Origin of the sequence: Streptomyces sp. DSM 15324, assembly GCF_001514285.1 — a bacterium.
Classification (GTDB): Bacteria; Actinomycetota; Actinomycetes; order Streptomycetales; family Streptomycetaceae; genus Streptomyces.
The window spans coordinates 79,112-92,097 of the sequence record NZ_KQ949034.1 but is presented as its reverse complement, the minus strand read 5'-3'; the positions used below and the strand labels follow the sequence as shown (position 1 = coordinate 92,097).

Sequence of the window (12,986 nt, the reverse complement as noted above, 5' to 3'; positions counted from 1 at the left end):
GGGGCCTCAGTCCCGGGCCAGGACCACCGCGGTCCCGTACGCGCACACCTCGGTGCCCACGTCCGCCGCCTCGGTCACGTCGAAGCGGAACATCAGCACGGCGTTGGCTCCCCGCGCGCGTGCCTGCTCGACGAGCCGGTCCATCGCCTGGTTGCGGGTCTGCACCAGCGTCTTGGTCAGCCCCTTGAGCTCACCGCCGATCATGGACTTCAGGCCTGCGCCGATCTGGCTGCCGATGTGCCGGGAGCGCACGGTCAGCCCGAAGACCTCGCCGAGGACCTCCTGCACCCGGAAACCGGGCACATCGTTGGTGGTGACGACCAGTACGTCCGGCTCCGGCCCCTGGCCGCCGCCGAAATCATCGATGCCCATGTGCACAGCTTCGACCGAGGAGGGGCACAGTGCATCCTGGGGCAAGCCCTGGGAACCTGGTCCTGTGGCGCCGCGTTGATAGTTTGGGGCGGTCCCGCCGCCGCACCGACCGCCCTCACCCCTCAGGAGCCCGGAACCGTGACGACCCTTGCCCTCGGACCGAGCTGGCTGGACCCCGACTACCTGCTCGACACGTTCGGCATCTGGGGTCTGCTGCTCATCGTCTTCGCGGAGTCCGGCCTGCTCATCGGGTTCTTCCTGCCGGGTGACTCGCTGCTGTTCACGGCCGGCCTGCTGATCACCTCCGACCAGCTCGACTTCCCCCTGTGGGGCGCCATCGCGCTGATCTGCGCCGCCGCGATCCTGGGCGACCAGGCGGGCTACATGTTCGGCAAGAAGGTGGGCCCGTCCCTCTTCAGGCGCCCCGACTCCCGCCTGTTCAAGCAGGAGAACGTCACCAAGGCGCACGAGTTCTTCGAGAAGCACGGCCCGAAGTCCCTGATCCTGGCCCGCTTCGTGCCCATCGTGCGGACGTTCACGCCGATCATCGCCGGTGTCAGCGGTATGAAGTACCGCTCGTTCCTGATCTTCAACATCATCGGCGGCGTCCTGTGGGGCGCGGGCGTGACCCTCCTCGGCTCCTGGCTCGGCAACATCGAGTTCGTCAAGAGGAACGTCGAGGCGATGCTCATCCTGATCGTCCTCCTCTCGGTGGTCCCGATCGTCATCGAGTTCCTGAGGGCCCGCTCCCAGGCCAAGAAGAACCCGCCCCAGCAGCAGACTCAGCCCCAGCAGCAGCCCCAGCAGCCCCCGTACCCGGTCATGGACGACGCGACGACCCAGCTCCGTCGCATCGAGCCCCAGCCGCCCCAGCAGAACGACTACTACGCCCAGCAGCAGCAGCCGTACGGCGGCGACTACTACGGCGGCGGGCAGCAGCCGTACCAGCAGCAGTACCCGCACAACCAGAACCAGGGCTACTAGAACCCCCGCGTCCGCTTGGCGGCCCGGCGTTTCTCCGCGGAGCCGATCCGCAGGAACAGCCGCGACACCTCCGCCCCCAGGTTCACCCCGATGGCGATCGCCATGGCCAGCGCCGCCGCCTTGGTCAGGGAGGCGAGCCCCGTGTTCACCTCGTTCTGCGCGATGGCCAGCAGCCCGAAGTAGACGGCCGACCCCGGCAGCAAGGGCCCGATCGCCGCGGTGGTGTACGGCAGCGCCGAGGCGAACCGGTACCGCGCGAGGAGCTGCCCGAACAGGCCGACCACGCCCGCCGCGACGGCCGTCGCGGCCACGGGCGAGATCCCGCCGGTGTGCAGGGCGCCGTACACGGACCAGGCCACACCCCCGTTCAGGGTGACGGCCGGCACGGTGGATCGTTCCTGCTGGAGCAGGACGGCGAAGGTGAGCGACAGCAGCATCGAGGAGCCGATCTGCCACAGCGGCCGGTCGCTGCCGCCCAGGACGGCGTCCGGGTTGAGCCGGGCGCCGAGCTGGACGCCCACGTAGAGCATCACCAGCACCCCGACCACGATCCCCACGAACAGGTACATGACCTCCAGCAGGCGGGCCGCCGCGGTGATGTAGAAGCCGGTCAGCCCGTCCTGGACGCCCGCCACCAGGGCCCGCCCCGGCAGCAGCGCGAACAGGCCGCCCGTGATGACCGCGGACGCCTTCACGTCGACGTGCGTCAGCGTCAGTACGATGCCCATCGCGACCGACGGCATCGCGGCGACCAGGAACTGGTAGAACTCCGGCAGCCCGCGCCCCGCGCTCAGCCACGCCAGCCGGTCGCCCAGCATCGCGCCCACCAGGGCCGCCACGAACACCACGGCGTCACCGCCGACCAGCACCGACGCCGCCCCCGCGAGCAGCCCGCTCGCCCCGGTCAGCACCCAGGTCGGATACGGGTGCCGGTTGCGCCGTATCGCCGCGAGCCGCCGGTAGGCCTCCTCCAGGGTGACATGGGTCTCCGGGTCGCTCAGATCGTCCACGAGCCGGAACACGGCCGCCAGCCGGGTGTAGTCGGTGCCCCGGCGGCGCACCGTCCGGGACGCCGTGACCGGATCCTCCACCAGCGAGGGCTGGTACGAGATCGACAGCAGCGTGAAGGTGACGGTCGGCTCGCAGCGGTCCAGGCCGTAGGAGCGGCACACCGCGAACATCGCGGCCTCCACGTCCTCCGCGCCCTCCCCGCCCGCGAGCAGCAGCTCCCCGATGCGCAACGTCAGGTCGAGCACGCGCGGGACGGCCGGACCGCCCTCCTCCGTCCTGCCGACCGGCTCCGGCGCGGGCCGCTCCGCCACCGGCATCCGCAGCATCGTGCGCATCCGGTCCTGCCAGGGCACGTCCTTGGTGAGACTCACCACCGGCATCCCGCCGGGGGGCGTGAACGCGGGCGGCGCACCGCGCGCCCGGTACGTGCTCGGCCGGCTGAACGCCGAGCCCTCCGCCTCCGGGGCGGGCGGCACCTCCACCCCCTGCGGCAGGGCGAACTCCGAGGTCACCTCGGGGTCGTAGGACCCTCTCGCCTCGTCCGACTGCGGCTTGCGGTCCTCCGCATCCGTCACTGAGAAACGCTCCCTGAACAACGCCTTCCGTCTGCCTCAGTATGGTCACCAGCAGGCGTACGGCACACGAATGGGGCCGCACGCGTACGCGTACGGCCCCTCGACGCTGGGTGGATCAAGCCGGGTCAGTGACCGCCCTGGTCCTTGAAGCGCTTGTACGACCGCTCGATCTCGGCCTCCGCGTCGGTACGGCCGACCCAGTCGGCGCCCTCGACGGACTTGCCGGGCTCCAGGTCCTTGTAGACCTCGAAGAAGTGCTGGATCTCCAGGCGGTCGAACTCCGACACGTGGTGGATGTCGCGCAGGTGCTCCACGCGCGGGTCCGTCGCCGGGACGCACAGCAGCTTGTCGTCGCCGCCGGCCTCGTCCGTCATCCGGAACATGCCGATCGCGCGGCAGCGGATCAGACAGCCCGGGAAGGTGGGCTCGTCCAGGATGACGAGCGCGTCCAGCGGGTCGCCGTCCTCGCCGAGGGTGTTCTCGACGAAGCCGTAGTCGGTCGGGTAGGCGGTCGAGGTGAAGAGTCGACGGTCCAGGCGGATCCGACCCGTCTCGTGGTCCACCTCGTACTTGTTGCGCGAACCCTTCGGGATCTCGATCGTGACGTCGAACTCCACCGGTGGCTCCTCCATGATCAGCACATAGTTCTGGTGGTTAAGTGTCCCTCACGCAGGTGGGTGATCGCGAAAGGGGCTGGTGGTCGTGCCAGAGCTGAGGCCTTGGCGAGCCGCGAGACCGCATGTGGTGCGGATCGCGGACGCCGTACGACCGCGTCTGGCACGTGCCGCAGGGATCGTACGGCCCTCCCTCGCGCGCGTCGCGGGGGCCGCCGCACCGCAGGTCGCCCGGCTGACGCGGCTGGCCGGTCCCCCCTTCGCGCGGATCACGAAGGCCGGTCCGCACGCCGGTTCCTGGCGGTTCACCGCGGGTGCGGCGACCGCCGGTCTGGCGCTGGCCGCGGGCGTGGTGACCGCCGCCGGCCCCTGGGACGGCACCGGTCAGCGTACGGCCGAGCGGGACCGGGCCGTCGCCCTGGGGCACACGGGTGGCGCAGATCACGGCCGTCAGGCCGATTCGTCCGGTACGTCCTCCGTGGCCGGGGCGCCCCGGCCCGCCCCCAGCGCCGCCACCGTGCTCACCGGCCTCGGCGGCGCCGCCGGCCGTGTGAAGTCCGCCCCGGACACCCTGCCCACCACCACCGGCCTCAAGGCCGTCCTGGATCGCCTGCTCGCCGACCCGGCCCTCGGCGCCCGGCACACCGCCGCCGTCGTCGACGTGGCCACCGGCAGGCGCCTGTACGGCTCCGGGGCGGGCACGGCGCTCACCCCCGCCTCCACCACCAAGATCGCCACCGCCGTCGCCGCGCTCTCCGCGATGGGCCCCGACCACCGCCTCACCACCCGCACCGCCCTCGAACCCGACACCAGGGAACTCGTCCTGGTCGGCGGCGGCGACCCCACCCTCACCGCCCGCCCGGACGCCCAGGGCTGGGCCGGCCTGCGCACCCTCGCCACGGCCACCGCCAAGGCCCTCAAGGCACGCGGCATCACCCAGGTGACCCTCTCGTACGACACGACCCTCTTCGCCGGCGCGCGGATTCACCCCATCGGGGTCAACCCCAACCTCGCGCCCGTCACCGCGCTGAGCGCCGACGAGGGCCGCATCGACGACTCCACCAGCGGACCCGTGAAGCGGGTGAGCGACCCGGCGGCCGACGCCGCCGGCAAGTTCGCCGCGTACCTGGCGGCCGCCGGGATCACGTCCTCGTCCCCCGGCCCCTCCAAGGCCACCACGCGCGCGCAGACGCTCGCCACCGTCTCCTCGCCCCCGCTGTCCACGGTGATCGAACGCATGCTCACCAACAGCGACAACGACATCGCCGAGGCCCTCGCCCGCCAGACCGCCGTCGCCACCGGCGTCCGCGCCGACTTCGCCGGCGGCGGCCGCGCCGTCCGGGACCGGCTCGACAAGCTCGGCCTGCCCGTGACCGGCGCCGTCTTCAAGGACGGCAGCGGGCTCGACCGGGCGGACCGCCTCACCGCCGACCTGCTCACCGCCCTGCTCGCCAAAGCCGGCGACCCCGGCCTGCCCGGCCTGCGCCCCGTCCTCACCGGACTGCCCGTCGCCGGCTTCACCGGCACCCTCGCCACCCGCTACGCCGACGGCGCCGCCGGTGTCGTACGGGCCAAGACCGGCACCCTGAGCGGCGTGAACACCCTCGCCGGCACGGTCGTCGACCAGGACGGCCGCCTCCTCGCCTTCGCCCTGCTCGCCTCCGGCACCACCGACCCGACGGCGGCCCAGACCGCCCTCGACAAGGCCGCGACGGCCCTGGCGGGCTGCGGCTGCCGGTGAGGGACGGGCGACCCTGACGTATCCCTGATCCACCCCTCGCGGCCTGCCCCAACCGGGACCGAGCACGTACGGTTGACACATGACGAGCATCGGTGGTGCTGCTTCTGCTGGGATGGTCGACTGGAATCTCGCGGTCGCGACCGCGACCCGGCTCGTACGACCGGGCCCCGAGGTCAGCCGGGACGAGGCCCGGACCGTCGTCGCGGAACTGCGCCGGCACGCCAAGGCCTCGGAGCACCACGTCCGCGGCTTCACCCGCATGGGTACCGAGGACACCCACGACACGCCGGTCCTGGTCGTCGACCGCCCCGGCTGGGTCCGGGCCAACGTCGCCGGGTTCCGGGAGATCCTCAAGCCCCTCCTGGACAAGATGCAGGAGCGCCGCGGCAGCAGCACGGGCGGCGCGGTCCTCGGCGTCGTCGGCGGCAAGGTCACCGGCGTCGAACTCGGCATGCTGCTGTCGTTCCTCGCCTCCCGCGTCCTCGGCCAGTACGAGACCTTCGCCCCCGCCACCCGCGAACTCCCCGCCGGCGCCAAGAACGGCGGCCGGCTCCTGCTCGTCGCCCCCAACATCGTCCACGTCGAGCGCGAACTCGACGTCGACCCCCACGACTTCCGCCTCTGGGTCTGTCTGCACGAGGAGACGCACCGCACCCAGTTCTCCGCCGTGCCCTGGCTGCGCGACCACCTGGAGGGGGAGATCCAGTCGTTCCTCGGGGAGACCGACGTCGACCCCACGACCTTCCTGGAGCGCATCCGCGAGGCCGCCCAGTCCCTCGCCGGCGGCCGTCCCGAGGGCGAGGAGGACGACGGCGGCCGCTCCCTCGTCGAACTCGTGCAGACCCCGGCCCAGCGGGAGATCCTCGCCCGCCTCACCGCCGTGATGTCCCTCCTGGAGGGCCACGCCGACTTCGTCATGGACGGCGTCGGCCCCGACGTCGTACCGACCGTCTCCGAGATCCGCGAGAAGTTCCAGCAGCGCCGCGCCAAGGGCGCCTCCCGCCTCGACATCGCCCTGCGCAAACTGCTCGGCCTGGACGCCAAGCTCCGCCAGTACAAGGACGGCGAGCGCTTCGTGCGGTCCGTCGTCGACCAGGTCGGCATGGACGGCTTCAACCGCGTGTGGACCTCGCCCAACACCCTCCCCACCAAGGCCGAGATCGCCAAACCCGCCGACTGGGTCGCACGGGTGCACCGCAAGGCCGATTCATGACCCCGTACCGCACGCCCCGGCACGACACCGGGGGCCGGACGCGGCCCACGGCAGGCAAACGCCCCTTCAATCACCCGTCCGAGGGACCGTGAGCCCTCGACAGGCGTGCGATGCTCGGGGAGCGGCCCGGTTCTGTCACCATCTACACACTCTGAGTGACCGACCTCGGGCTCACCCCCCGAACTCTTCTTGAAGGGAACCGGACATGGGTCCCCATCCAGCGGTCGCGGCGATACGCCTGGCGGTCCGCCGCGTCCTCCACGACATCCTCAACGACCACCGGCCCGCGGGCCCCGCCACGGGCGCCCTCGTACCGGCGCCGTACACCCACCCGACCGCACCCCTCGTCCTCGTGGCGTGCTCCGGCGGCGCCGACTCCATGGCGCTCGCCTCCGCACTCGCCTTCGAGGCCCCCCGGCTCGGCGTCCGCGCCGGCGGCGTCACCGTCGACCACGGCCTCCAGCACGGCTCCGACCTGCGCGCCGCGGAAGTCGTCCTGCGCCTGCGCGAACTCGGCCTCGACCCCGTCGAGTCCACCGCTGTGACCGTCGGCCGCGACGGCGGACCCGAGGCCGCCGCCCGCGACGCCCGCTACGCCGCCCTCGACGCCGCCAGCGAACGCCACGGCGCCGCCGCGGTCCTCCTCGGACACACCCGCGACGACCAGGCCGAGACGGTCCTCCTCGGACTCGCCCGCGGCTCCGGCATCCGCTCCCTGTCCGGCATGGCCGCGGTCTCGGGGGCCGGCGGCCGCTACCGGCGCCCCTTCCTCGAACTCGACCGGCAGACCGCCCGCAAGGCGTGCATGGTCCAGTCCCTGCCCGTCTGGGACGACCCCCACAACGCCGACCCGGCCTACACCCGCTCCCGGCTGCGCCACGAAGGCCTGCCCGCGCTGGAGAAGGCCCTCGGCAAGGGCGTCGTCGAGGCACTCGCCCGGACGGCCCAGCTCTCCCGCGACGACGCCGACGCCCTCGACGCCTGGGCCCGCCGCGCCGAGGACTCCGTACGGGACGCCACCGGCCTCCTGGAGTGCGCCAAGCTCTACGCCCTGCCGCCCGCCGTCCGCCGCCGCATCCTGCGCCGCGCCGCCATCGAGGCGGGCGCGCCGGCCGGCTCCCTCTTCGCGCGGCACATCGAGGAGGTCGACCGGCTGATCACCGGCTGGCGCGGCCAGGGAGCCATCAATCTCCCGGGCAAGGTCGTGGCCCAGCGGCAGGGTGGCAGACTGGTGATTCGGCAAGGCTGATTCCCCACCCTCCGCACGGAGGGTCCGGGCCGGCCGGTGGGACGACCGAAAGTGATGCGGGTGGACGCGAAAGACATGGGTGCCGACCTCCAGCAGGTGCTCATCACCAAGGAAGAGATCGACGCGAAGCTGGCCGAGCTGGCCGCGAAGATCGACGCGGAGTACGAGGGCAAGGACCTGCTGATCGTCGGCGTGCTCAAGGGCGCGGTGATGGTCATGGCCGACCTCGCCCGGGCGCTGTCCACCCCCGTCACCATGGACTGGATGGCCGTGTCGTCGTACGGCGCGGGCACCCAGTCCTCCGGTGTCGTGCGGATCCTCAAGGACCTCGACACCGACATCAAGGGCAAGCACGTCCTGATCGTCGAGGACATCATCGACTCCGGGCTGACCCTGTCCTGGCTGATCAACAACCTCGGCTCGCGCGAGCCCGAGACCCTGAAGATCTGCACCCTCCTGCGCAAGCCGGACGCGGCCAAGGTCGCCATCGACGTCGAGTGGGTCGGCTTCGACATCCCCAACGAGTTCGTCGTCGGCTACGGCCTCGACTACGCCGAGAAGTACCGCAACCTCCCGTTCGTCGGTACGCTCGCGCCCCACGTCTACGGCGGCTGAACCCACCCGGTCACAGACCCGTAGGACGTACGGGAACCCCGGCGGCACTCGCGCCGTTGGAGCATGCAGACGGGTTCGCCAGCCGGACCGTGCGGCTTCTCGCGACAAAGCTGGGGTACCGTCAGAAGAACTGTCTTATCAAACTCACTATGGCAGGAGGGACGGGGCGGCACCGCTCCGTATGGATGGACGTGAAGCGATACTTCCGTGGGCCGGTCATGTGGATCGTGCTGGCCGTCCTTGCCGTGGTCGTGTTGATGCAGGTCGTCGGCTCGTCCGGCGGCTACAAGACGGTGGACACCGGCCAAGTCGTGGCGGCGATCAACGAGAACAAGGTCGAGTCGGCCAAGCTCACCACCGGTGACGAGCAGACCATCAAGGTCACGCTCAAAGACGGCGTGAAGGTCAAGGACAGCTCGAAGATCCAGGCGAGCTACATCGGCGACCAGGGCGTGACCATCGCCAACACGCTGCAGACCAAGTTCCAGGACAAGCAGATCCCCAAGGGCTACACGGTCTCTCCGACGAAGCAGAACGCCTTCGTCGGGATCCTGCTGTCCCTGCTCCCCTTCGTCCTCATCGTGGTCGTCTTCCTGTTCCTGATGAACCAGATGCAGGGCGGCGGCTCCCGCGTCATGAACTTCGGCAAGTCCAAGGCGAAGCTCATCACCAAGGACACGCCGAAGACGACGTTCGCCGACGTGGCCGGCTCCGACGAGGCCGTCGAGGAACTCCACGAGATCAAGGAGTTCCTCCAGGAGCCCGCCAAGTTCCAGGCCGTCGGCGCCAAGATCCCCAAGGGTGTGCTGCTGTACGGCCCGCCCGGCACCGGCAAGACCCTGCTCGCGCGCGCCGTCGCCGGCGAGGCGGGCGTCCCCTTCTACTCGATCTCCGGTTCCGACTTCGTCGAGATGTTCGTCGGTGTCGGTGCCTCCCGTGTGCGTGACCTCTTCGAGCAGGCCAAGGCGAACGCCCCGGCGATCGTCTTCGTCGACGAGATCGACGCCGTCGGCCGCCACCGCGGCGCCGGCCTCGGCGGTGGTCACGACGAGCGCGAGCAGACCCTGAACCAGCTCCTCGTCGAGATGGACGGCTTCGACGTCAAGGGCGGCGTGATCCTCATCGCCGCGACGAACCGGCCCGACATCCTCGACCCGGCGCTGCTGCGCCCCGGCCGCTTCGACCGCCAGATCGCGGTCGACCGTCCGGACATGCAGGGCCGGCTGGAGATCCTCAAGGTCCACCAGAAGGGCAAGCCGGTCGCGCCCGACGTCGATCTGGCCGCCGTCGCCCGCCGGACCCCCGGCTTCACGGGCGCCGACCTGTCGAACGTGCTGAACGAAGCAGCGCTCCTCACCGCGCGCAGCGACAAGAAGCTGATCGACAACCAGATGCTGGACGAGGCGATCGACCGTGTGGTCGCGGGCCCGCAGAAGCGGACCCGGATCATGTCGGACAAGGAGAAGAAGATCACCGCGTACCACGAGGGCGGTCACGCCCTGGTCGCGGCGGCCTCCCCGAACTCCGACCCAGTCCACAAGATCACGATCCTGAGCCGCGGCCGTGCGCTGGGCTACACGATGGTGCTCCCGGACGAGGACAAGTACTCCACCACGCGCAACGAGATGCTGGACCAGCTGGCCTACATGCTCGGCGGCCGCGCGGCGGAGGAGCTCGTCTTCCACGACCCGACCACGGGCGCGGCGAACGACATCGAGAAGGCCACCGCCACGGCCCGCGCGATGGTCACCCAGTACGGCATGACCGAGCGCCTGGGTGCCATCAAGTTCGGCGGCGACAACACCGAGCCGTTCCTCGGCCGTGAGATGGCTCACCAGCGCGACTACTCGGAAGAGGTCGCCGCCCTGGTGGACGAGGAAGTCAAGAAGCTCATCGAGAACGCGCACAACGAGGCCTGGGAGATCCTGGTCGAGAACCGCGACGTCCTCGACAACCTGGTCCTCCAGCTGCTGGAGAAGGAGACGCTGGGCAAGGAGGAGATCGCCGAGATCTTCTCCGCCATCGTCAAGCGCCCGGCGCGCCCCGCCTGGACCGGTTCCTCGCGGCGCACTCCGTCCACCCGTCCGCCGGTGCTCTCCCCCAAGGAGCTCGCCCTGACGAACGGCGCCAACGGCGCGACGCCCGCGATCTCCACCGCGAAGTCGACGGCGGCGGAGTCCGCCCCGGTGACCGAGCCCGCCCCGGAGGACCGCCCCGAGAGCTGACCCCGAGCTCCCGGAGCCGCCACCAGGCCCGGAATGGAATGCCGCGCCCCCCAGGTTCTAGCCTGGGGGGCGCGGCATTGCCATATGGCCGATTCAGGACGGCCTGGTAGGACGTTGCAGGACATCTAGGAACGAGGCAGCAGATGACCGACCCCGTGACGCTGGACGGCGAGGGCTCCATCGGCGAGTTCGACGAGAAGCGCGCCGAGAACGCCGTACGCGAACTCCTGATCGCGGTCGGTGAGGATCCCGACCGCGAGGGTCTGAAGGAGACACCGGCGCGGGTGGCGCGGGCGTACCGGGAGATATTCGCGGGGTTGTGGCAGAAGCCCGAGGACGTGCTGACGACGACGTTCGACCTGGGGCACGACGAGATGGTGCTGGTCAAGGACATCGAGGTGTTCTCGACCTGTGAGCATCATCTGGTGCCGTTCCGGGGTGTCGCCCATGTCGGCTACATCCCGTCCACCTCGGGGAAGATCACCGGGCTGTCGAAGCTGGCCCGGCTGGTGGATGTCTACGCCCGCCGTCCCCAGGTGCAGGAACGTCTCACCACGCAGATCGCGGACTCGCTGATGGACATTCTGGAGCCGCGCGGGGTCATCGTGGTCGTCGAGTGCGAGCACATGTGCATGTCCATGCGGGGCATCCGCAAGCCCGGGGCCAAGACCATCACCTCGGCGGTGCGCGGCCAGCTGCGGGACATGGCGACGCGCAACGAGGCGATGAGCCTGATCATGGCGCACTGAGGCGCGCCCGCCCCGGTCGTCAGGCCGGGGAGGCGGCTCCCTTGTCGTGGTCGTCGTCCTCCGGGAGCTTGCAGACGTGTTCCAGGAAGAGGGCGGACGCTATGACGGCGATGCCGGCCAGGACCGAGAAGCCGGCGTAGATGGCCTGGTCGCGGCGGGCGGGGATGTCGAGGGACTCCAGGAGGAAGACGCCGGTGCCGCCGTACATGCCGGCGACGAGGGCGGCGACCAGGGCGCTGGCCTGGCCGAAGACGACCGCGCGGGCCGCCATCAGGGGGTCGACGCCCTTGGCCTCGGGGCGCCGCTCGCGCTGGGCCTTGAGCCGGGCGCGCAGCGAGAGCGCCGTGGACAGCAGGACCACGGCGATCAGGGCGAGGACGATGGGGGCGGCCAGGGGGACGCTGGGCAGGGTCCCGATCGAGTTCCAGAGGCGGGCACCCGCCCAGGACAGCACGCCGGCCACGACGAACACGCCGGCCAGCACCCTGATGTGCAGCTCTCTCACGGTGTCCCTTCAGCTCCCCCGGGTTCCGCGGGTCCTTCCGCGGACGAGTGTCGTGGTGGTGGTCGTCCTGACCTTAACGACTACTCGGGCAGCTGGAGTTCCAGGTCCTTGCGAACGGTGACGCCCTCGCGGGTGAGCGCGTCGAGAAGATCCGCGACGGCGCCGTGGCCGGGCAGTCTGGCCTCGGGGTCCACGTCGTGCCAGGGGGCGAGGACGAAGGCGCGTGCGTGGGCGCGCGGGTGCGGCAGGGTGAGCTGCGGGTCGTCGTCCACGACATCGGCGTACGCCACGATGTCGACGTCGAGGGTGCGCGCGCCCCAGCGCTCGTCCCGGACGCGGTGGAAGGCCTCCTCGACCGCGTGGGCCCGCTCCAGGAGCGAGGACGGGGGCAGGGTGGTCTTCAGCAGGACGACCGCGTTGAAGTACGCGGGCTGGCTGCCGGGCTCGACGCCCCACGGTTCCGTCTCGTACACCGGGGAGACGGCCTTGACGCGGACGCCCGGGGTGTCCGCCAGGGCGTCCACGGCCCCCTGGAGGGTCTCCAGGCGGTTGCCGAGGTTGGCGCCGAGGGAGAGCACCGCGCGTCGGGGGTTGTGCAGGGTGGTGTCGGCGGCGTCCACCTGCCGTACGACGGAGGCGGGCACCGGCTGAACGGTCGGGTCGCTGTGACCCTCGGTGAAGGACGCGGTCATACTCGGCTCCGGGTGATGGTGACGGTCACGTCGTCGAAGGGGACCGTGATCGGGGCGTTCGGCTTGTGGACCACGACCTCGACCTCTTGTACCCCCTCGTGCCGCAGACAGGCCTCGGAGATGCGCTCGGCGAGCGTCTCGATGAGGTTGACCGGTTCGCCCTCGACGACGGCCACGACCTCCTCGGCCACGATGCCGTAGTGCACGGTCTTCGCCAGGTCGTCGTCGGCGGCGGCCGGCCGGGTGTCCAGGCCCAGGACGAGGTCCACGACGAAGGTCTGGCCCTCCCTGCGTTCCTCGGGGAACACACCGTGGTACCCGCGGGCCCTCAGGCCGCGCAGCGCGACACGATCCACGTGAATCCCTCCTGCACTCGTCCCTGCACTCGTCGGTTGCCTCGGACGAATCTACCTGCGCGCACCGGCGGGTCCGGGCGGCGGG

13 protein-coding genes are annotated in these 12,986 nt (G+C 70.9%); 7 read left to right on the top strand and 6 right to left on the bottom strand.

Annotation, left to right across the window (positions count from 1 at the left end; genetic code table 11):
* Positions 1 to 6: 6 nt before the first annotated feature.
* Complete coding sequence (locus tag AQJ58_RS31815) at positions 7 to 372, bottom strand: YbjQ family protein (RefSeq protein ID WP_067256433.1); 366 nt, start codon at positions 370 to 372, stop codon at positions 7 to 9.
* A 138-nt stretch (positions 373 to 510) separates the two neighbouring features.
* Here AQJ58_RS31815 and AQJ58_RS31810 point away from each other — a divergent pair, with 138 nt between their 5' ends.
* Complete coding sequence (locus tag AQJ58_RS31810; RefSeq protein WP_067256431.1) at positions 511 to 1,356, top strand: DedA family protein; 846 nt, start codon at positions 511 to 513, stop codon at positions 1,354 to 1,356.
* On the opposite strand, the gene AQJ58_RS31805 is transcribed toward AQJ58_RS31810, so the two are convergent.
* Together AQJ58_RS31805 and AQJ58_RS31800 are read right to left on the bottom strand one after the other, a co-directional pair.
* Positions 1,353 to 2,942: a threonine/serine exporter family protein gene (locus tag AQJ58_RS31805; RefSeq protein ID WP_067256429.1), complete on the bottom strand. Its 1,590-nt coding sequence runs from the start codon at positions 2,940 to 2,942 to the stop codon at positions 1,353 to 1,355. The two genes, AQJ58_RS31810 and AQJ58_RS31805, sit on opposite strands and share 4 nt — an antisense overlap.
* A gap of 125 nt (positions 2,943 to 3,067) precedes the next feature.
* A complete protein-coding gene (locus AQJ58_RS31800; protein WP_055637912.1) occupies positions 3,068 to 3,559 on the bottom strand; it encodes an inorganic diphosphatase in 492 nt (163 codons plus the stop codon).
* Positions 3,560 to 3,638: 79 nt separating this feature from the next.
* Here AQJ58_RS31800 and dacB point away from each other — a divergent pair, with 79 nt between their 5' ends.
* The 6 genes from dacB (at position 3,639) to folE (ending at position 11,348) form a co-directional block, all read left to right on the top strand.
* The gene (gene dacB / locus AQJ58_RS31795) at positions 3,639 to 5,297 is read left to right on the top strand and encodes a D-alanyl-D-alanine carboxypeptidase/D-alanyl-D-alanine endopeptidase (protein WP_067256428.1); all 1,659 of its coding nucleotides are present in this window, start codon (positions 3,639 to 3,641) and stop codon (positions 5,295 to 5,297) included.
* 79 nt (positions 5,298 to 5,376) lie between these two features.
* Positions 5,377 to 6,510, top strand: coding sequence for a zinc-dependent metalloprotease (locus AQJ58_RS31790; RefSeq protein ID WP_079079360.1), 1,134 nt, complete (start codon positions 5,377 to 5,379; stop codon positions 6,508 to 6,510).
* Between the two features lie 205 nt (positions 6,511 to 6,715).
* Positions 6,716 to 7,759 (top strand): tRNA lysidine(34) synthetase TilS, encoded by a 1,044-nt coding sequence (gene tilS, locus AQJ58_RS31785; protein ID WP_067256423.1) that lies wholly within the window; start codon positions 6,716 to 6,718, stop codon positions 7,757 to 7,759.
* Positions 7,760 to 7,813: 54 nt separating this feature from the next.
* The gene (hpt, locus tag AQJ58_RS31780) at positions 7,814 to 8,374 is read left to right on the top strand and encodes a hypoxanthine phosphoribosyltransferase (RefSeq protein WP_067256421.1); all 561 of its coding nucleotides are present in this window, start codon (positions 7,814 to 7,816) and stop codon (positions 8,372 to 8,374) included.
* A 185-nt stretch (positions 8,375 to 8,559) separates the two neighbouring features.
* Positions 8,560 to 10,599, top strand: a complete 2,040-nt coding sequence (ftsH, locus tag AQJ58_RS31775) for an ATP-dependent zinc metalloprotease FtsH (protein ID WP_067256419.1) — start codon at positions 8,560 to 8,562, stop codon at positions 10,597 to 10,599.
* 143 nt (positions 10,600 to 10,742) lie between these two features.
* On the top strand, positions 10,743 to 11,348 hold the full coding sequence (gene folE / locus AQJ58_RS31770) for a GTP cyclohydrolase I FolE (RefSeq protein ID WP_067256417.1): 606 nt from the start codon (positions 10,743 to 10,745) through the stop codon (positions 11,346 to 11,348).
* 19 nt (positions 11,349 to 11,367) lie between these two features.
* On the opposite strand, the gene AQJ58_RS31765 is transcribed toward folE, so the two are convergent.
* The 3 genes from AQJ58_RS31765 to folB form a co-directional block, all read right to left on the bottom strand.
* Positions 11,368 to 11,853, bottom strand: a complete 486-nt coding sequence (locus tag AQJ58_RS31765) for a DUF3180 domain-containing protein (protein WP_067256415.1) — start codon at positions 11,851 to 11,853, stop codon at positions 11,368 to 11,370.
* 80 nt (positions 11,854 to 11,933) lie between these two features.
* On the bottom strand, positions 11,934 to 12,545 hold the full coding sequence (folK, locus tag AQJ58_RS31760; protein WP_067256413.1) for a 2-amino-4-hydroxy-6-hydroxymethyldihydropteridine diphosphokinase: 612 nt from the start codon (positions 12,543 to 12,545) through the stop codon (positions 11,934 to 11,936).
* Positions 12,542 to 12,901 (bottom strand): dihydroneopterin aldolase, encoded by a 360-nt coding sequence (folB, locus tag AQJ58_RS31755; protein WP_067256411.1) that lies wholly within the window; start codon positions 12,899 to 12,901, stop codon positions 12,542 to 12,544. Before folB ends, folK begins: the two co-directional genes overlap by 4 nt.
* Between the last annotated feature and the right edge of the window lie 85 nt (positions 12,902 to 12,986).

Bases quoted from the DNA above. Each gene is read 5' to 3' on its own strand.
- AQJ58_RS31815 (WP_067256433.1), bottom strand. From the start codon at position 372: ATGGGCATCGATGATTTCGGCGGCGGCCAGGGGCCGGAGCCGGACGTA.
- AQJ58_RS31790 (WP_079079360.1), top strand. From the start codon at position 5,377: ATGACGAGCATCGGTGGTGCTGCTTCTGCTGGGATGGTCGACTGGAAT.
- tilS (WP_067256423.1), top strand. From the start codon at position 6,716: ATGGGTCCCCATCCAGCGGTCGCGGCGATACGCCTGGCGGTCCGCCGC.
- hpt (WP_067256421.1), top strand. From the start codon at position 7,814: ATGCGGGTGGACGCGAAAGACATGGGTGCCGACCTCCAGCAGGTGCTC.
- ftsH (WP_067256419.1), top strand. From the start codon at position 8,560: ATGGACGTGAAGCGATACTTCCGTGGGCCGGTCATGTGGATCGTGCTG.
- folE (WP_067256417.1), top strand. From the start codon at position 10,743: ATGACCGACCCCGTGACGCTGGACGGCGAGGGCTCCATCGGCGAGTTC.
- folK (WP_067256413.1), bottom strand. From the start codon at position 12,545: ATGACCGCGTCCTTCACCGAGGGTCACAGCGACCCGACCGTTCAGCCG.